The organism is Bacteroidota bacterium (genome assembly GCA_017303905.1).
In the GTDB taxonomy this organism is placed as follows: domain Bacteria; phylum Bacteroidota; class Bacteroidia; order B-17B0; family Aurantibacillaceae; genus JAHEYG01.
Genome location: JAFLBH010000001.1, coordinates 258,707 through 280,088 on the forward strand (window position 1 = coordinate 258,707; position 21,382 = coordinate 280,088).

Below are 21,382 nucleotides of genomic sequence, written 5' to 3' on the forward strand. Positions count from 1 at the left end.
ATGTCGAATACCCAAACAGAAGTTGCGGAAAAAACGGAAACACTCGTCAGCGCTGAACGCCAAACCATTGTGCATTGTACTTGCGGTGATACCTATGCCTACCGCGTTTGGCCCAGCACTTTTTTAATTGAACACGGCACAGGCAAGCGTGCCAAATTAATTACGGCCTTTAATATTTCCTTCGCGCCACAATGGACTTACAACGACGGCAAAGGATTTACACTCATATTTGAGGGTTTGAGCAAAGAATGCTCCTTGTTTGATTTAGTAGAAATCATTCCCCAAGACGGTGGCTTCGAATACAAAAACATTGTCCGCAATAACAGCGATGTTTACACAATTGAACTTAGTTAAACGCTATTTAAGTTTAAGATTACCGTTTTAACGAGTGAATCTTTTCTATTTTTGAGTAAGCATCGTCGATACAATTTACATTTTTCTTAATTTCACTCTCACAAATGAAAACAACTATAAAATATTGCGTGTTGCCACTCTTAATTTTTTCTTCTTTAGCGAATGCTCAGGAATTAAAAACAATAACCCTGGATGATGGCACCAAAGTTGACGCCTCCACCTATTCCTTTATCGCCGATGTTGACAACAATAAATTAATGAGTCCGATGGCCTGTGCTTCGGGTTCAAACCTTGTTACTTTTTACGCTACGAATAATGCGCAACGCGGACACATGTTTGATATTTATGCGAACAATTGTGTAACGATTAATTGTTTTGAAATGAATTTCAGCGCAGGAACATCCAATGTTGAAATTTATACGAAAACCGGTACTCATGTTGGTTTCACCAATAACGCTGCCGCCTGGACCTTAATCGGCACCGCCTTGAATGTTGCATCGGCCGGAGTAAATGTGCCAACGTCTATTCCAATTAACGTGAACCAAATTATCGCCACCGGTGCTATTCGTGCCTTTTACATTACACGAACTACTTTAAGCGGACCAACTGTAGCTTATACCAACGGAACAGCTGTAGGAAATACACTTGCCTCTGATGCTAACATAATTTTGCGTGAAGGAACCGGAAAAGAATATCCCTTCTCTACTAATTTTACACCGCGTCAGTTTAATGGAAGGGTGTTTTATACTGTAAATCCTCCTTGTGTGTTACCAATTGAATTAAAGGAGTTCAATGCCGTTCCAAAAGGAAATGGCGTTGACATTAATTGGTCAACCGCCACAGAAACCAATAACGATTATTTCACCATTGAACGTTCACGCAACCTGGAACAATTTGAAGCCATTCAACAAGTGCCCGGGTCTGGTAACAGTTATACCACTAAATATTATTCATACACCGACAAACAACCGCTGCAAGGTTTATCCTACTACCGCATTAAACAAACCGATAAAGACGGAAAGTATAGCTACTCCGAATTAAAAGCCGTAGGTTATCAGCGTAATTTATCCAACGTTTCGGTGAGTCCGGTACCAACACAAAAAAGTATTTTAGTTTCATTTAACGCGATTGAAAAAGGAAACTATACTTTAAATATTTACAATGTGGAAGGCAAATTAATGCTTAGCAAGGATCTTAACGCTGAAAACGGCATTAACGATAATTCCATTGATGTAAGTGAACTGCCTTTGGGAATTTATCAATTAATGCTTAGCAATGGCGTAGAATTAGAACACGCCAAGTTTATTAAAGAATAAGTTTACTCTTCTCCCTTACTAAAAAAATAAATCAGGTAAGGCAAGGTTAAAAGCGTGATCAACACACTGCCCATCACCACTAACACCGATACTATTATTCTATTCATCATTACTTTCTTTGACGCCGGAAATAAAGCAAGGTTTAATTTGAAACGTAATAATTATCGTTATGCATATTGCTGCCACAGCGCACAACAACCTCTCACCCTGCTAAGGGGGAGTCCGCGAAGCGGGAGGGGGTTTATCACTTACACAACAAGCGGGGTAGATACTATAATACAACAAGGAGTTTTAAACTGCATACAACTTCTAAAAACAAAACCCCTCTGTCTTTCAGACATCTTCCCTTCGCAGGGGAGAATGCTGTCGTAGTAAATTTAAAATTTTTTAGCAACGATTATTCTTTCATTACAACTTTAGCCCAATCAAAAACGGGCAGCCTCTCCCCCTGCTAAGGGGGAGTCCGCGAAGCGGGAGGGGGTTTATCACTTACACAACAAGCGGGGTAGATTCTATAATACAACAAGGAGTTTTAAACTGCATACAACTTCTAAAAACAAAACCCCTCTGTCTTTCAGACATCTCCCCTTCGCAGGGGAGAATTCTGTCGTGGTAGATTAATCTGCCCTACAAAACATGAGCTTCATTTGAAACGTAATAATTATCGTTATGCAAAATGTTGCCACAGCGCACAACAACCTCTCCCCCTGCTAAGGGGGAGATGTCGCTTGCGACAGAGGGGGTCGGGAGGGGGTTTAAAGAAGTTGAATTTCATAACTCCCCTTCCATTGTTAACATCCATTTTCTATATTGGCTTATCTAAATTTTACAAGCATGAAAAAGATATTATGTATTCACGGCATTGGCGGTAAAGACGCCATCATGGATGAATGGTCGCCGAAATGGCGTGAAGAGATTGCACGCTCTTGCAACATGGAAGCACATCAACTCGAATTTGATTTCCTCAAGTTCGATCACATCTTTGCGAAATACAGCGATAAGAACGGCATCAAATATGTAGGCACCATCGCCAAACTCATTCGCGATTGGCTTACCGTTTCCATTTTTAAAGAAGCGCGTGATTTAGGTTTCCGTGAAAAAATCCGTTGGTATGCCGGTATGGTGGTGCAATTTGTGGAAGACGATGAACTCCGTAACGAAATGCATTATTTACTGCGCGACAAATTAAAAAACTTTGAACCCGATATTATTTACACCCACAGTTTAGGCACCTTACTAACGTACGACTTCCTGCGGCAGGAAGCAGTGAAAGGCAAAAGCCGCGATTTAACACTCGTGACTTCCGGTTCTCAGATTGGTCACCCTGCCCTGCTCAAATTTTTTGGCGGATACATTCAACCGCTCAATGTAAAACATTGGTATAATTTCTATAATCAAAACGATAAAGTCTTCGCTTACGAACCCATTGCCATCGACGCGGATAATTTTACGGAATTAGAAACGTCTTTCTCCAACGGATTGCTTAGCGATAATCATGAAGCCTTACAATACATTAGTCATGATGTGGCCATTGTACAAGGCTGGCAGGCGATTCTTGATTTAAAAACCTCGCGCGCGCTCACTAAAAAAACAGCCGCGAAAAAAGTGAAAGCAAAAAAGACATCACCCAAAAATATCAGCATCAGCAATACCAACGCCAGAGTGTTACTGGTGGGCATCAACGATTATCCCGATGAAGCCAATCAACTCAATGGTTGTTTAAATGACGTGTTCCGCATGAGTGAAGTATTGCAGGAAGCCGGCATTGCGCCCGAAAATATTAAAGTGGTATTGAATGAGCGGGCCACTTCCAAAAACATACGCACCATGATGGATTGGTTGTTGAAAGACGCGCGCAGCGGTGATTTCCGCTTCTTCTATTACAGCGGACACGGTGCTCAAATTCCTTCGGGGGGAATGGACGGAGAAGACGATCACCTCAACGAATGTTTGGTGACGTATGATTTTGATTGGACCAATGAGAATGCCTACACCGATAAAGAATTTTTAGCAGCCTACAGTAAATTAGATTACGGTGTCAATTTCATCACCATGCTCGATTGTTGTCACTCGGGCGGCATGGCACGCGATGGTTTATTTAAAGCCAGAGGGCTCAACGCCCCGGATGATATCAGACACCGCACCATTAAGTGGGATCCTAAGCGACAGATGTGGATACCGCGTGATATGGAATTAGCCAAACGTAATTTATTTGACAGACGATTTAAAGCCGAAGACAAAGAATTATACGTGGGCAGCAAACAAAACTTACAGCGCTTCGGGCGGGGCGTAGCCTTGTGGGAAGATTACCAGAAATTTGAGAAAGCCAAAAAGACTTATGGTACTTATGGCCCATATATGCCATTGATTATAGAAGCCTGCCGTGAAAACGAATACAGTTACGAATACAAACACGGCGTAACATCTTATGGTGCCTTCACCTATAGCGTAACCACCATTTTACGGGAGCTCAACCGTAAAAACAAAGCCAGTAAAATTTCGTATTACGAATTAATAGAAAAAGTAAAAGTATTGTTACGCGAAATTGGTTACGAGCAAACCCCGCAATTGGTAGGCCCGAAATTTAAATTAGATGCGCCGGTGCCTTTATTGAATATTTGACAGAGGCGATTCGTCTGACAGAGAAGAAGCATCAAAACAATTTCTTGTAGAATAATAACTACAAAACGCACGTAAAAATACTTGGCTTAAACCGCAAAATACTCATTTATGGTATGCGGAGTTTTTCTATATTGCATGAGAAAAAAGTAAGAGTATTGTTTATCAATGAAAATTTGACTTAATATGAAAAAAAAATATTTACTTATTATTCTTGTTTGTATTGCACAAATAGGCTCATCACAGAAATGCAAGTCATTAATTGAAATATCATCAGATGGAAAATTATTGGAATTACCTAATAAGGACGCAATTATTCTAAACCGTGAATTAACGGATAAATACTCTATCGAATTAAGAAAAGAAGAATTTAATTTTATCAAAAATAAAAGTAAAAAAACACTAGAATTGATTAATAAAAATGATTCTGAGTTGTTGGATTTCTATAATTTCTTAGGAATAAGGCCCACTCTGATTGATTCAATCAAATCGGATTTAGAAATAGTTTCTAACTATGATTATAATAAAAACACGGCTATAAATTTGAAATATTTAAAAGGGTTGTCAAGTATTAACGCAAATTCATTAACTAGCACCTCATCAATCACCTACACTACAATTATTGAAAAAGATAATATACATATAGTCCGAACTAATGATTTTAAACTTTGGTATAATAAATATATAAATGAAATTTTCAAGAAAAATGAAGCATCGATAAATAAATTCAATCTTGTCAACTATATTGATAACGTGGTCTATTTACAGTTTTACAAAGGGAAAATTGATTCTGTTATAAATGAACTTAAATCCCCAAAAAACTACAATAATGCTAGGCTTATCGAATATACAACCGAGCTCGAAGAACGCATAATAAACATCAAATTAAACACGATTAAAAATAGCTTATGCAATCCATGGTTTTTAGAATTAGCATGGATAAACGAAGGGAAATTACGTTTAAACCCGTTAGATGCTAGTTCGGAAGAGAAAATTATAACAAATAACGATGAAGCAAAGGAAAAAGCACGACTTTTCAATGAATACATCAAACATATGGTTGATTGGTATATTGCTAAAGATACGACTGGAAATATTATTAAGTTTAAAGAAATATTAAGTCAATTAAATCAAGGTTCAAATATTTATAAACCAGCTGTTGACCCTGAAACTAAATTTTACAGCGCTCCGTTAAGTATAATACTACCTAAAACCATTATACTTAATAAAATAAATCTTGCAAGCTTAGAAAAACCTAATAGAAATTTATTCGCTAATAAGGAGAATGAAGTATTAGGCAATTATTTTACGCGACCAGAAATAACAGAAAACGATAAATCAATTTATATACAGAACGTGCATAAAGCTTCGAAAATAAAGATTGATACCTCTTTAAAAACTATTCTTGATCAATCTAAATTTCAAGAAAATCTAGGAATTATTACGGAGGATGCTGCTACTTTAGGGGCTGTTGTCTTAAGCCTTGCTGAAAACAGTGGGCTCCTCAATTTTCCGTTACCACTACCAAACAATAATACAATTATTAATAAAAATGAAAATCTACTGCCTACTTTTGAGATTAGTGGGCTTCTATCCAATAATAAAAACTCGAATTTAAGGTCAGATGCAATAATTGATGAGGAAAAGCATTATATGATTGAAGTTTTAGAAAAACTCGAGAATGAGTTCATTGAATCTAATTTATACCTTGAATTTGTTTATAACAAAACCTTTCACCAGCATGATACTGCCACGTATTTTAATCTTATCACGAAAAGCAATATAAAAGAAAAAAATAAAGCTTTTAATTATTTATCTGAAACCTACTCTAAGAAATTCAAGAAACTATATGCTGCTAATTTTGAAAATTACTTTGATAGTGTCTATAAAGCGACTAGAAATTTGTCTGTTAACTTAGGAATGCTTTGCGACGTCTTTTCAAAATCTTCATTACCACATAAATTATTTGATGAAAGCGATGCGAAACCGGAGCCGCTCCATCAAACTAAAAAAATAGAAGTTAAAACATTAGATAAGCCGGCATTGGTGAATGTTAGCATTAAAAATGTTGGAGAAAAAGAAACCAAAGAAATCGCGAAGTTTAAATTCAGAACAGGAAAAGCCTATAGAATTCAGCTTGGTGCAGGTTTAGCGTATACAGATTGGAGATTAATTAAAAAAGACCGTGAATTTATTCAAACCACAATTACAGAAAATAACGGAACCATTGATATTAAAAATACCTATCAGCCAGTAAGATTTGTTGCGGGTATGCACATTCAATTAGGGAAAGGACTTCTTCTTCAGAATAACGGTTTTGTGTTTTGCCACGGCATAACTAATTTACTTGGCCGTACTTCAATATTTATTGGTGTTGGAGTACCTAAGCCACTTGAAAACATTTACACAGGTTTAGGCCTTGACTTATGGCCGGGCTTAAAGGCAACAGCGGGTATTCACTGGTATCGTAACGATTTTTATACCATTACTAATAATAAAATTGTAGCGCAAAAACCAAACTTCAATGGCGCGCCATTTATTGGAATAAATATTGATCCAACTAGTTTATTAAAAGGATTAGGTGTAATTAAAAAATTGAATTAATATGAAAAAACTCATCTTATTTTACGCAGCTATTATTTTACTTGCTTCTTGCGAGAAAAAAACAATTAATGATAAAATTTATTTAAGGGGTCGTTTATTTTTAACGGATACAGTTAATCAAAACATAAAAGACCTTCCATTAGCTAACAACACGGTTTATTTGTCGTTTTACGATCCTGAGAATAATCCCAATTTTATTCAATCTATAAAAAGTGATGCTGAAGGTTACTTTATATTTAGTTTAGATCCGGCGCATGAACGCAACTATTATGTATACAGCGAATACAAATCAAATGACTTATTATTTAAAAACACATTTCATTCTGTAGATAGCACCAATATTTCATTGATATTAAAATTTGACGCTAACAAGCAAAACGGATTTAAGGTTACATTGAAGGATAGTATAACCAATGGATTTTTACCCGGAATTTCTGTGAATATTTATAACAGTCTACTAGTTGCACAATTAGATGATACTTTAGGGACAAATGCGTTTAAGAAAATAACAAGCGATAATAGCGGTATAGTAAAGGCCTTTAACCTGGCAAAAGGCAAGTATTATTTAAATGCACGTAAACGATTTGGGGGAACTGTTATTCAGCAAAAGCTAAAGGAGGTTGAAGTCAATGAAATTGGAATTGCCTACAATTCAATGCTATTAAAGTAGGTACGGGAAATCGAGCTTACTAATTTCAATTAAAATAAATCTTCCTAAAATTTATCTCACAAAATGAGATAAATATATATTTTTTTTTACCTTAGGATTTTATTAAACAAAATGAACCGAATCAAAGAAATTTTGGAAGAAAAAGGTTTAACCCAAACCTGGCTATCCGAAAAATTAGGTAAGAGTTATAATATGGTGAATTCATATGTGCAAAACAGAAGACAACCGAGTATCGAGGTATTATTTGAGATTGGAAAAATTTTGAAATCAGACCCAAGAGAACTTTTAGTAGTTAAATTAAAGAAAAAAGAACAATAATATTATATGTCCAAACAACATCAAGATCATACAAATCTCATCTGGCAAATTGCCGAATTACTTCGTGGACCATATAGACCTCCGCAGTACGAACGTGTAATGTTACCATTAACAGTCCTCAGACGATTTGACTGCGTATTAGAAACTACTAAGCCAGCAGTATTAGCCAAATATGAAAAGCTCAAAGCGGGAAAATTGAAGGGCGAAGCATTGGATACAATGCTCAATAAAGTTTCAGGCCAGAAATTTCATAATCATTCAAAGCTGTCATTTGAAAAAATGAAGGGTGCCCCGGAAACTATTGCACGTGATCTTGTGAGTTATATCCGTGGGTTTTCTAGTAACGTTCAGCGCATCTTCGACTATTTTGATTTTGAAAGGGAGATTGAGAAAATGAATGAAGCTAATATCCTATACCTCGTTGTTTCTCAATTCAGCAATGTTGATTTACACCCAAAAAGAAAAGATGGAACAGGAGTTGATAATATTGAGATGGGGCAAATTTTTGAACATTTGATTCGAAAATTTAATGAAATTGCAAATGAAACGGCTGGGGATCACTTTACACCACGTGAAGTAATTAAAGTGATGGTGAACATGCTTTTCATAAATGATGATGACTTGCTTTCAAAGCCCGGCACAATTCGCAAAATGCTTGATCCTACTTGTGGAACTGGCGGAATGTTAGCCGAAGCGCAGGCATATTTAAAGGATCATCATCCAGATGCGATTTTATATGCATACGGACAGGACTATAACAAACGCGCCTTTGCTACTGCAGCTTCCGATATGCTCATCAAAGAAGTAGCGCACAATGGTGCAGGCGAAAATATCCAATATGGAGACAGTTTAATTGATGATAAGTTTGAAGGTTATCATTTCGATTACCTCATTGCTAATCCTCCCTTTGGAGTGGACTGGAAAAGACAACAAGCTGAAATCACCAGACAACACGAAAAGCTTGGATACTCTGGACGTTTCGGAGCTGGGCTCCCGAGAGTGAATGATGGTGCCCTACTTTTTTTGCAACACATGATCAGTAAGTTTGAGCCAGTGGATGAAAAAAATAAGAAATTCGGGTCACGTCTTGCTGTGGTGTTCAGTGGATCGCCGATGTTTAGTGGTGGTGCAGGTTCCGGAGAAAGTAATATCAGGCGATGGATCATAGAAAGTGATTGGCTGGAAGCTATCATTGCTTTGCCAGAGCAAATGTTTTATAACACAGGTATCGGTACTTATATCTGGATTGTGACAAATCGTAAAGAAAAAAGGCGAACAGGAAAAATTCAACTTATTGATGCACGTGAATATTATATCCAAATGAAACGAAGCTTGGGAAACAAGCGCAGGAAAATTGGCGAAAAAGAAGAAGGTGAACCTGACCAAGTTGGAGACATTGTTAGGTTGTATGGTAAATTTCAAGACAATAAGCATTCTAAAATTTTCAACAATACAGATTTTGGATATACTCGGGTTACAGTTGAACGTCCTCTTCGATTGCGTTACGAAATGACATTGGAAGACAAATCTCGTTACTTGGATGCTTTCCCACATTTGCTAGATGATATTCAGCAGATTGATAAGGAACTAGGACGAAAACCTCTTTTGGACTGGAACGAAGCTTCTAAAAAAATAGACAAAATACTCAAGAGCAATGAAAGCAAGTGGAAAGCGAATGAATGGAAGCAATTCCGTGAAGTATTTACGCATACCGACCCCAAAGCAATAGAAGTAAGAATAGGGAAAAATGAATTTGAAGCAGATGCTGCTTTAAGAGATTTTGAAAATGTTCCTTTAGAACAGGATATTGATTCCTACTTTAAAACAGAAGTGCTGCCTTATGTGTCCGATGCTTGGATGGACAGAAGTAAAGACAAAGTAGGTTTTGAAATTAATTTTAATAATCACTTCTTTAATTATCCAAAACCAAAAGAATTAAAAGTAATTGATGAGGAACTAAAAACTGTACAAAATGAAATTCTTAGGCTTTTAAATTCAACAATTAAAAAATAGTTATATGCAAATAATCAGATTAAAATATCTATTTGAAAAAAGAATTGGAGGCGCTTGGGGAGAAGAACCCGAAATCAACAACTCTTATGTTTGCATTAGAGCCGCTGATTTCTTAACTGATAAAATTGCGCACAAAACAACTGACTTGACCCGAAGAAGTTTCAAAACAGAAGAAATTGAAAAGAAACAACTGAAAGAAGGAGACATCATAGTAGAAAAATCAGGCGGTGGTGAAAATCAACCTGTAGGTAGAGTTGTTTTGTTTTCATTAGACGAACCTGCACTTTGTTCGAATTTCCTTGAAATTTTAAGGCCAAACTTAAATATTCTTGACCCTAAATATGGGGCGTACTTATTGTATTCTTTATGGGCCAGCCGCATCACAACCAAATCAATTAAACAAACAACTGGCATTCAAAATTTGGACTTATCTGAATTTTTGGATAACAAAGTTGTTTTGCCTAGCATTTCGGAACAAAGGAAAATAGTTGATAATTTGGAGACGGAAATATTGCAAATTGATACTATGTATAAACATACGTTAAAATCACTAGAGTTGCTAGAAGAAAGAAAATCATCGTTGATTATAGAAAAATTACCAGGTCAAAAATAAATTATGCAAATTAAAAAAATTACGCTCACTAACTTTAGAGCATACGAATATGCTGAGTTCAATTTTAAGGAAGGAATGAACTTATTAGTTGGTGTAAACGGCGCTGGTAAATCCTCCGTTTTGGACGTTCTAAATGTGTGCTTATCGGTTATTTTTTCTAACATTTCAGAAGCAAAGGTTAAAAGGCTAAGTTTCTCAAACGATGACATTAGTCTTGGAGCTACACGTTTACAGGTTTCATGTAATTTTACATATTTGAGTGTTAACTATAATTTATTGATTGAAAAAAACAAAGAGCGAAGGATTCTAACCATTAAGCCGGAAGAAGAGGAAGGGTTAAAAAAGAAAAGAAGAACTAAAGCAAAAGTAGAGAACATTTTTATTGATGATCAAGTAGTATTTACACCCCAGTTCAAATTACGTTCAAAGAAGCTCAGTCAATTAGGAAATGAATCAATAGCGGTACTGTTCTCAACTAAGCGCTCTCTGATTACTAGAGAAATTCCAAGTAAAACAGCCATTGCAGGTGGCTTAGCCGCTGCTTATTCAGAAGCTTTTAGTGCAGATAGATTTTTCAATTTACGAATTTTTTCTGATTGGTATAAAGTACAGAAAGTATTATCTAAAGAAAAGAGCAAAACAAAAAAACACGTCTCAACTTTAGACAGAGCAATAGAGCTATTTTTGCCCGGCTTTAATAATCTTAGAGTGCATTCTGATCGACGCCAAACTGAATTCTATATTGACAAGAATAACAAAAACTTCAAGTTGCGACAATTATCTGACGGCGAAAGGGGAATGATAGCTTTAGTTTTTGATATTGCGCGGAGAATATCCCAGGCGAATCCAACAAGTTCAGACCCGTTATCAGAAGGAAATGGAATTGTACTTATAGATGAACTTGATTTGCATCTACATCCCAAATGGCAAAGGACTATTGTGGAAAATCTGTCAAACACATTTCCAAAAATACAGTTTATAGCCACTACACATTCTCCACAAATTATTCCTTCGATTGAACCAGAAGGAATTCAATTAATAGAAAGTGGGGCGGTCGTTATACCAGATCGGTCTTTGGGAATGGATTCGAATTGGATTTTAAGAAATCTTTTGGACTCCGAGGACAGACCGGTAAAATCTTTAAAAGCAATTAAGTCGGTTGAAGAGTTAATTAATACAGGTGAGCTAATTAAGGCAAAATTGGCAATAAAGAATTTTAAAGAGAAAGGGTCCTTAGATTTAGCCGAATGGGCGACACTTGAAGCTCGCATTTCAAAACTAGAAATACTGAAAGGAGAAAAGTGAAAAGAATATTAAAGGCTGGCTCTCCCAAACAATATTCTGATTGGGTAAAAAACATGAAAGGTCAGGAAAACGAACATTATCATTCGCTTCAGAATCCTGAAAAAGGAATTCTTCACGATACATTATTGAGTGAACAAGGATCTTTGTGCGGATATACCATGAAAAGAATTAGTAGAACAACCTCACATATAGAGCATATAAAGCCCGAGGTTGTTTGTCGGGCCGAACAGAAGGGATTAGATTTGGACTATGTTAACCTAATTGCATGTTACCCTAAAGAAGGCATGAAAGCAAGTTGTAGATATGGTGCTCAGGAAAAAGGATCTTGGTGGGATGATAATGGCAGAGATTTTATTTCACCACTATTAAGCAATTGTGAATCTGTTTTTACTTTCAATATCAAAGGCGAAATCGGTTGTGTGGCGAATAACCTGCGCGCAAAGAAAACCATTGAAGTTTTGAAGCTGGACAATAAAGAGCTCACCGAGGATCGAAGAAGGGCAATAGACGAGTTCTTGTATGGCGAAAATTTAAATTCACCTATAAGTAAAGGTGAAGCCACTAGAATTAAAAGCGAAGTTGAAAAAAGGAAGAATGATGGCAGCTTCGTTGAGTACTGTGTAACAATAAAACATGCTTTAGGTCATTATATCGAGTTGCTTGATAAAAATTCGAAGCAAAAGAAGTTTGCGTCTAAAAGCATAAGAAAACAAAAGAGAAAATGAGCAACAAAATCCTAAAAGAAATCTCCTTCGAAACAGTGATTGAAAATTGTTTATTGGAAAGTGGCTATCAAACCATAAACAAAGCAGGTTTCGATAAAGAACGGGCCATTTTCCCGAAAACTGTTTTAGACTTTATTCGTGCCACCCAATCCATTGAGTGGCAAAAGTTGGAGACTCTTTTAGGCGCCAACACTGAAGAACAAGTATTAAGTGATTTATGCAAATGGCTAGATACTTATGGCTCACTTACCACGTTACGACATGGTTTTAAATGCTATGGTAAGCAATTGCAGGTGGCCTTTTTCAAAGCATCCCATACAATGAACCCGGAGCTTGAAACCAATTACACAAAAAATATTTTGGGATTAACAAGGCAGCTGCAATATTCCACACGAAACAATAATTCATTGGATGTTACTTTAAGTGTCAATGGAATACCAGTCATCACCTTAGAGCTCAAAAACCCATTGACAGGTCAAAATGTTGAGCACGCTAAAGTTCAATATAAAAATGACCGCGATCCTCGTGAAATAATCTTTGAATTCAAACGCAGAACACTGGTTCATTTTGCGGTAGATACAGAACAAGTATACATGACAACTCGTTTAGCCGGTCCAGCAACTTACTTTCTACCTTTTAATAAAGGAAATGAAGGTGGGGCAGGAAATCCGCCCGACAAAGAGGGACGTACTTATAGAACAGCTTATTTGTGGGATGAAGTTTTACAACGTGACAGCCTATTTGATATTCTAGCCAGATTTATACACCTACAGGTTGAGGAAAAATTGACTGATGAAGGTCGCAAGATTAAAAAAGAGACAATGGTCTTTCCACGTTTTCATCAATTACAAGCTGTTCGTAATTTAATTCGTGCTGCCGGACAAGATGGTGTTGGAAATAATTATTTAATTGAGCATTCGGCTGGAAGCGGAAAGAGTAATACTATTGCATGGCTCGCACATCGACTTGCCTCTCTTCATCATTCTGATAACAGAAAGGTTTTTAATTCTGTAATTGTAATTACCGACCGCGTCGTCCTTGATAAACAGTTGCAGGATACAATTTACCAATTTGAACATAAGCAAGGTGTTGTCCAAAAAATTGATGAAAATTCAAAGCAGTTGGCAGAGGCGTTGGAAAATTCTGTTCCTATCATTATTACCACTCTACAAAAATTTCCTTTTGTCTCAAACCAATTACTGAAGTTGGCAGAAGAGCGTGGGCAAAAAGGTAGTGGTGTTTTGCAAACCAAACGGTTTGCTGTTTTAGTAGATGAAGCCCATAGCTCGCAAAGCGGTGAAACATCAGCAGATCTGAAAGAGGTTTTGGGTGGAAATGAACTGGTTGAAGAAGCTAAAAGGAAAGCGCAAGAAGAAGGCTTGGAACACTTGGAGGAATTGTATCGCAGTATGGCTAAACGGGGAAAACAAGACAACCTTAGTTTTTTTGCTTTCACTGCGACACCAAAGCACAAAACTTTGGCGGTTTTCGGCGATAAAGGTAAACCTTTTCATAAATACACCATGCGTCAAGCCATAGAGGAGGGTTTTATCATGGATGTATTGAAGAATTACACTACGTATGCTACTTATTACAAATTGATAAAATCAAGTGAAGAAGATCCGCAGGTAGAGCGTAAAAAAGCTGCCAAGGCTCTTGCCAGATTTTTGAAATTACACCCACATAACATCACGCAAAAAACAGAGGTAATGGTTGAGCATTTCTATGCGGTTAGTCGTCATAAAATTGGTGGCCATGCTAAAGCCATGGTCGTTACTGGCTCACGCCTCGAAGCGGTAAGATACAAGGAGAGTTTTGATGCTTACATTAAAAGCAAAGGTTATCCGATAAAATCACTTGTTGCATTTTCAGGAATTGTGACAGACGATAAAGTGAAAGATAAAACTTATACTGAAGAAGGCATGAACAATGGAATTAAGGAACGTGAATTACCTGAAAAATTTGCTTCACCTGACTACAATGTGTTGTTAGTGGCAGAAAAATATCAAACGGGATTTGATCAACCATTGCTTCATACTATGTATGTAGATAAGCGCCTTTCTGGAATTCAAGCTGTACAAACACTATCACGACTGAACCGTATCCATCCTCTGAAGGAAGATACTTTTGTTTTGGATTTTGTGAATGACAGAGAGGAAATACGCCAATCCTTTAAAACCTATTACGAAGGCGCTGAAATTGGAGAAGAAGTTGACCAGGCTCACTTGTATCAAATTCAAATTGAACTCGACCAATGTAATATCTACATGAAGGAAGATATTGAACGGTTCTGTTCCATCTACTTTAAACCGAAGCAAAAACAAAGTGCAGCGGATCATGAGGCATTAAATGCTGCATTAGATCCGGCAGTTTCCCGTTTTTCGACATTATTGAACTCAAAAGAAGAAGAGGCAGAATTAATCAGAGGTAAAATCGGCTCATTCAAAAATCTATATAGTTTTCTTAGTCAGATCATACCATATCAAGATAGTGATTTAGAAAAACACTTCGTCTATTATCGCCACTTGTCCGCCAAATTACCTCATAGAAAATCGGCCCCCAATTATACATTTGACGATACAATACGGTTAGAATACTATAGACTTCAGAAAATCAGCGAGGGGTCTATCTCACTTAAAGAAGGGACGCCATATAAACTAGATGGGCCCACAGATGTAGGCACTGGCTCAGTAAGAGAGCCGGAAGTTCCGCTTTCCAAATTAGTAGATATCGTTAATGAGCGCTTTGGAACAGATTTTAATCAAGCGGATCAATATTTCTTCGATCAAATTGTAGAAACTGCAATTCTTGATGAAAGTTTGATGAAAGCAGCGGAAGTAAATCCAGAAGACAAATTTGAATTGGTGTTTAAAAATCTGTTAGAGAAACTATTTATTGAACGTATTGATCAGAACGAAGATATTTTTGAACGTTATATGAATGATGCGCAATTTCAAAAACTAGTAACTGCATGGTTAGCATCACAGGCTTATTCTAAATTAAGAACAAAGAAATAATTCGAAATGAATTCTGCTTTTTTTAATCGTTCAGAATAAAATATAATTTCCTAATGACTCCTGAATTTTTCACAGCAGATAATATTGCACTCCTAAATAGATGGGGAAGTGTTATCTATAATAAGAAAAATGCCCTTCAAAAGCAAGCAGTAAAGAGTATTATGGACGAGGTTTGGGAGCCAAGCTATTATTGGGCAAGGCAAATTTGCGAAAATAATTCAGGTTATTCTTTTAAGGGTAGAGCTAATTGGAAAGAAGGTGCCGGACCGGGGAAATTTAAATTTAAGCACTATACTTGGTATAAAATTTTCCCAACAGGATCATTTCATCCTGAACTTTATTTTACGGTTGGTGTTGATGGCAAGCATGATGCTTTAATCATTAAAATAGATTTCCAGAGAGAGAGCTCTGAATTTTTAAACTCTGCGCAAAAAAAGTATCTTAATTCAAAGGTCGATCGAAACCTCGGGGGGCCTTACTGGACAAAAATTCCTGCGACAGATCTAAGTAATTATAATTGGGAAAGCCTGATAGATTTTTCCAACAATTTTATTAGAAAACACATTCCTTTATTCAATGAAATTTCCGTAATACTTCAAAATTTATCGTTAGAACATAGGATAGCTCGCCTTGCTTGGAATAGTAATGGCTGGCTTTTTCCTTCAGGTCAAGACGGCAAATCAACAGATAAAAAATCGCATGAATTCAAATACGGTTATGGTCATGAAGAGTGGTTGTTTGACTTGAATAAGAAATACAAAGGATATCATTACGGCTTTTTAGAGCCAATTAGAAAGCAACAGAATGCATTTATAGGTAATCAATATAAAGTGTGGCTCTATACAATTGACGGAGTAACAAAGAAACGATACTTCGTGGGAAACATAGAAAGGATCGAGGTATTAACTAAAGAACAAGCAGAAGAAGTTAAACTGGAATATAAGAAACGGGGATGGCTAAAGGAAATGGAAGATCAAATTCCAAGAGTCAATAAAAATCATAAAGGATTCTCAGGATACAAAGGTTTAGATATTTTTAATATTCGTTTTAAAAGTCAAGACCTCAAGGATTACGAGCCCTATCTTGAATTACCAGGTAGTCACCCTATATATAAGCAATCTCGATATGTTTTTGGTCGTTATGATGAATCATTTGATATCGAAAATTATGAAGTAGATGATTTTTCATTAGAAGATTCTAATGTTGATGATGACTCAGAAGATTATAAGAAAGTAAAAAAGAAGACTTATAAAAGGGAACCCAAAGCAATTCAAATTACATATCTACACGAGGCAATTAGTAAGCAATTGACGAAACACCTTAAATCAATTTATGGAAAAAATAAAGTTTGGCGTGAAAAGAATGCCGGATATGGTTCAAATAGGATAGATATTGTTGTAGAAACTCAAAATAGAGTTATTTTTTATGAAATTAAAACATATAATAATGTTAGAACTTCGATTCGAGAAGCAATTGGTCAATTGCTTGAGTACTCATGTTGGCCAAATAAAAGAAAAGCTCAAGAATTTGTAATTATTACACAACCAGTTTCAAACACTAAAAAAGCTATAGAATATTTGAAACATCTTAATTCCATCATGAGTATTCCGGTTTTCTACCAAAACTTTGACGTAGAGACAAACCTTCTTTCTGAGAGGAATTTGATAAATGTAGAATAATAAAAAATCAAAATAAATAATCACTGAGAACGATATTTTATGCCTATACCAAAACACAACGAGTTAAGAGTTCCTGTACTCGAATTCTTAAAAAAGAATGGGGTTTCTACAACTAAAGAAATGGTTATCCCATTAAGTGAGTATTTTAGATTGAACCCCGAAGAGGTTAGTCAAATGTATGAGTCCGGTAACGGTCCAATATTTAGGGATAGGATTTCATGGGCTATAACTTATCTTGGGTTTACTGACTTAATTTCAAAACCTAAACGAGGCGTGTATGAAATTACGCCGAAAGGAATTGAGATGCTTAAAACACCAGAAAAGATAGAGGAATACGTCGATGTGGCAGCAGCAGCAAGAGATTCTCTTAAATCGAATTCGGAATCAACTACTTCAGATTCTATCACTACTGAAATTACATCAAAATCCGAAAAGGCAACCCCTCAGGAAAAATTATACCAGTCTTATGCAAACATAAAGAAGACAACCAAAGACGAAATATTAGAAACTATTTTGAGTAAAACTCCTGGGGATTTTGAAAAGCTGGTAGTTTCGTTATTACAACGAATGGGTTACGGAGGAGAAATAAAGGATTCCGGCACTGTTACAAAAGCAACCAATGATAAAGGAATAGATGGCATTATTAAAGAAGATATTCTTGGCTTAGGTCGAATTTACATTCAATCTAAGCGATATGCCCTAGATAACTCAATTGGCAGAGAAGAAATACAAAAGTTTGTTGGAGCCTTAGCTGTGGCTCAATCAAATAAAGGTGTATTTATAACTACCTCGAGCTTTAAAAAAACAGCCATTGATTATGTTAATTCATTAAATGGAGCTACAACTATTGTCTTAATAGATGGAGAGCAGCTAGCAGAATACATTTATGAATTTGAGCTTGGAATGCAAGTAGAACAAGTAATTAAAATTAAAAAGCTGGATAGCGATTTTTGGGATGCTATGCAGGATGATGAATAATATATTATGGAGAAAAAGACGTGTTTTATTATAATGCCATTCACTAAGGTGAAAGCGACTAACCTTGATTTGGATGAAAAGACTTTGACTTATATTTATGAAAACATGATATACAAAGCCGTCTCCGATTTCAAACTAAAGAATCGTAAAGTATTTAACGAAATATCTAGGTACAATTCAAAAATCGGCTCCATAATATCAGGAATTACACGTAATTTAAATGAATCAGATTTAGTCATTGCCGATCTTACAGGACTTAATCCAAACGTAATGTATGAGTTGGGTGTTCGTCATACTTTAAAAAGGGGGACAATTATTATAACCCAAGATATTACATCGATACCTTCTGATTTAAGAGATTATATGTGTGTTGAATATAAGTATTCAGCAAATACCATAGAACAACAAGACAATTATGATCACTTTAAAGTTGATCTACACAAATCTATAAACGAACTATTTCAAACGAATAAGTTTGATTCGCCTGTTTTAAGTTATTTAAAAGGTAAAGAAAAATACTGGCATGAAGACGAGCTAAAAATATTTAAGACAAACTTAATAATTTCGAAATACTTATTTCAAAATTTCAATGATGTAGTTCAAATTGTAAATGATATAGACAAAAAGCAGACAAATATTCCATTATCTATAATAAATGCTCTTCTTAATAACATTAGTAACGCACTGAATGATTTAAATATTTCATTCGAAGACCTTAATCTATATGAAGATTTACAAAACGCAAAGGCCATTCTTCAAGAAGTCTTAAAGAAGGCATTCATAACTGATTATTTCGGAAGTATTTTTAATCAAATTCCTGATGATGAATCAAAAAAATATTTTCCTAGTATATTAAATATAAACGATAAATCATTCTTAAATCATTTTGAGCTTTATTCTGGAAAATATGAACAAGTAAGTTTCAAGGAAATTTTCTCGAATAAAGGAGATTTTTATAAAATATTCTTATTGTCTCTTGAAGAATATATTGATGATAAAATACTAGAATTTAAAATTTCTAATAAGGAATTAAAGAAGATAATTCAATAATAATTTTAATTGAAAGGCCTTCGTGTCATGTCAAATCATGTTTACAGTATAACTTATATTTTAACTCTGTAATGTCAAAACTCATCCTCTTTTTAGTCCTCAACTTCGCAGCCTTGGCCCTGGGTGGTTTGGCTACCGGTAGTGGTGTAACATCAGAATGGTACGCCAATCTCAACAAAGCACCGTGGACACCCCCGGGCTGGGTGTTTGGCTTCGCCTGGACCAGCATCATGATTTGCTTTTCGTTTTACATGGCGCTCTTGTGGCCAAAGCTTGAAAATGAAAACATGTTTCTTCTTATTCTCTATTCCTTGCAATGGTTATTAAACGTGAGCTGGAATCCAGTGTTCTTTTCTTGGCATCAAACCAAATTCGCTTTGGTATTAATTGTTGCCTTAACTCTTTTAATCGCGTATTTCCTCTACTCCTATTGGCCGGCTTTAAAATTAAAATCTTTACTCCTCCTGCCCTACTTTCTGTGGCTGCTTATTGCCACTTCGCTGAATGCCTTTATTGTTATAAAAAACTAATTTCAAAAAAATCTCATTCTGTGTTTCGCGACTACCTAATTACAACAACAGCTCAACCTTTCATCTAACGTTCGGCGCTTAGCGGCAAAAGATTATCAACTGCTAGTAAGCAAGTTAAGTATTATTTAGAATCCGCTTGTAACATTTTGGGCGTGTCATCGTCATATTAATATGATTTTTGCACTCCCATTTTTATGTTCTCTTTAAAACAAGTTCTATGATTAAAAAGTTACTTCACTCGTTCTTCTTTCTATTTGCAATTTCTTTAACTGCACAAGATACTGCTCACTACCGCTTACGCCTGGATGTTCCGCTCTTCGATTTTCCACAAAACACCAGTCTTCCTTACAAAGCCCCATCCATGGATCAGGCTTTGAAATTTTCCTACGATCTTTATGATATTTCCTATTGGGGTATCGACAAACTAGGCGACAAAATTTTTGTCCCTAAAACTAAACCCAATACTAAGCTGCGAAAATTTTCAAATGCTGCTTTTAAGTTTGGGCTTGGATTAGCTTTTTCTTTTTATGGGAGCGAATTACCCATTCCACTCGGGGTTTGGGGACATGAAGAGTTTCATCGCGCTGTACTCGGCGTCAATAAAATCGATTCGAAAAATGGTAACTGGATTTTGCACCGCTGGGATGGTACGGTATATGGTGTTTCCGATTCAACCCTCAGTCAATTAAAACGAAACGATGTTAATGAATTACTCTACTCTTACGTTTCGGGAGTACAATATGAAGTGGCGCTCAATGAAAAAATAACTTTACAACAATTCTACAAGTCGCGCACCTTAAGTAAAAATTCTTTGATGTTGTATAATGCCTATTATGTATTCAATTACTTTCGCTTCTCTACCGGCGCATTGACCGATTCGGTAAAAAAGTTGGCGCCACCGCACGAAAACAAATTATCGCACGAACGTGATTTCGCGGGTGCGGATCTTACTGCCTGGGTCTATGATATGTTCAATCCGCAACAAGCATACATTGTCCGCGATTCTTTTCCGAATGGAGAAGGTGTAAACCGTCGCGTAGGTTTCTCCGACTTAAGTCCCGAGGCCCAAGCTTACCTGAAGGAGCAGAAAAATCTTTCTCTACTTAATTTTATAAACCCTTCCTTGTTCTTTGTTAACCGTATTCGTGTGAACAGCAATTTTGCATTTAATCTTTTTACACAATATGCGCCTACTCATTTTGGAAACGACATTGCTTTATTTGTTCCGCTTCAATACAAGCAATTTGATGTGTTAGTGAATCTGCACCAATACACGAATCGCAACAATCGCGGTTATGGGATTGGTTTGGGATTATACAATTTTAAAATCACGCCAAAACTTGAAAGCGACATTACATTGAATGTTTGGGAACAGCCAAGTACCTTTTACGGAAATAATAAATTAGTGGGCGGCTCTTTAGGATTAAAAATAAACTACTACTTAAGCTCCGGCTTTTCAGCTTATGTTTCGGGTGTTGGTAAAACAGACGGATGGATGTTAGGCAATCCTTACATAAAGAGTAATGTCTCGGCACAAATTGGTTTGAATTATAATTTGGCGAAGAAATAAATAAGCCCCGTAAGCGGGGCT

16 protein-coding genes are annotated in these 21,382 nt (G+C 36.2%); all 16 read left to right on the forward strand.

What is annotated here, in order from left to right; all coding sequences use genetic code 11:
* Complete coding sequence (locus tag J0L69_01145; protein MBN8691764.1) at positions 1–354, forward strand: hypothetical protein; 354 nt, start codon at positions 1–3, stop codon at positions 352–354.
* 104 nt (positions 355–458) lie between these two features.
* Positions 459–1,670, forward strand: a complete 1,212-nt coding sequence (locus J0L69_01150; protein ID MBN8691765.1) for a T9SS type A sorting domain-containing protein — start codon at positions 459–461, stop codon at positions 1,668–1,670.
* A gap of 834 nt (positions 1,671–2,504) precedes the next feature.
* On the forward strand, positions 2,505–4,292 hold the full coding sequence (locus tag J0L69_01155; protein MBN8691766.1) for a caspase family protein: 1,788 nt from the start codon (positions 2,505–2,507) through the stop codon (positions 4,290–4,292).
* 183 nt (positions 4,293–4,475) lie between these two features.
* A complete protein-coding gene (locus J0L69_01160; GenBank protein ID MBN8691767.1) occupies positions 4,476–6,893 on the forward strand; it encodes a hypothetical protein in 2,418 nt (805 codons plus the stop codon).
* 1 nt (position 6,894) lies between these two features.
* On the forward strand, positions 6,895–7,563 hold the full coding sequence (locus J0L69_01165) for a hypothetical protein (protein MBN8691768.1): 669 nt from the start codon (positions 6,895–6,897) through the stop codon (positions 7,561–7,563).
* A gap of 111 nt (positions 7,564–7,674) precedes the next feature.
* Complete coding sequence (locus J0L69_01170; protein ID MBN8691769.1) at positions 7,675–7,881, forward strand: helix-turn-helix transcriptional regulator; 207 nt, start codon at positions 7,675–7,677, stop codon at positions 7,879–7,881.
* A gap of 6 nt (positions 7,882–7,887) precedes the next feature.
* Positions 7,888–9,894, forward strand: coding sequence for an SAM-dependent DNA methyltransferase (locus tag J0L69_01175; protein ID MBN8691770.1), 2,007 nt, complete (start codon positions 7,888–7,890; stop codon positions 9,892–9,894).
* A 4-nt stretch (positions 9,895–9,898) separates the two neighbouring features.
* Positions 9,899–10,507, forward strand: coding sequence for a restriction endonuclease subunit S (locus tag J0L69_01180; protein ID MBN8691771.1), 609 nt, complete (start codon positions 9,899–9,901; stop codon positions 10,505–10,507).
* Between the two features lie 3 nt (positions 10,508–10,510).
* Entirely contained in the window at positions 10,511–11,812 is a 1,302-nt protein-coding gene (locus tag J0L69_01185; protein ID MBN8691772.1) for an AAA family ATPase, read from the forward strand.
* Positions 11,809–12,537 (forward strand): TIGR02646 family protein, encoded by a 729-nt coding sequence (locus J0L69_01190; protein ID MBN8691773.1) that lies wholly within the window; start codon positions 11,809–11,811, stop codon positions 12,535–12,537. Before J0L69_01185 ends, J0L69_01190 begins: the two co-directional genes overlap by 4 nt.
* Positions 12,534–15,554, forward strand: coding sequence for a type I restriction endonuclease subunit R (locus J0L69_01195; protein ID MBN8691774.1), 3,021 nt, complete (start codon positions 12,534–12,536; stop codon positions 15,552–15,554). Before J0L69_01190 ends, J0L69_01195 begins: the two co-directional genes overlap by 4 nt.
* A gap of 53 nt (positions 15,555–15,607) precedes the next feature.
* The gene (locus J0L69_01200; protein ID MBN8691775.1) at positions 15,608–17,233 is read left to right on the forward strand and encodes a hypothetical protein; all 1,626 of its coding nucleotides are present in this window, start codon (positions 15,608–15,610) and stop codon (positions 17,231–17,233) included.
* A gap of 39 nt (positions 17,234–17,272) precedes the next feature.
* On the forward strand, positions 17,273–18,211 hold the full coding sequence (locus J0L69_01205; GenBank protein MBN8691776.1) for a restriction endonuclease: 939 nt from the start codon (positions 17,273–17,275) through the stop codon (positions 18,209–18,211).
* 6 nt (positions 18,212–18,217) lie between these two features.
* The gene (locus J0L69_01210) at positions 18,218–19,261 is read left to right on the forward strand and encodes a hypothetical protein (GenBank protein ID MBN8691777.1); all 1,044 of its coding nucleotides are present in this window, start codon (positions 18,218–18,220) and stop codon (positions 19,259–19,261) included.
* A 71-nt stretch (positions 19,262–19,332) separates the two neighbouring features.
* A complete protein-coding gene (locus tag J0L69_01215; protein ID MBN8691778.1) occupies positions 19,333–19,791 on the forward strand; it encodes a tryptophan-rich sensory protein in 459 nt (152 codons plus the stop codon).
* Positions 19,792–20,008: 217 nt separating this feature from the next.
* Positions 20,009–21,361: a hypothetical protein gene (locus J0L69_01220; protein ID MBN8691779.1), complete on the forward strand. Its 1,353-nt coding sequence runs from the start codon at positions 20,009–20,011 to the stop codon at positions 21,359–21,361.
* Positions 21,362–21,382: the final 21 nt, after the last annotated feature.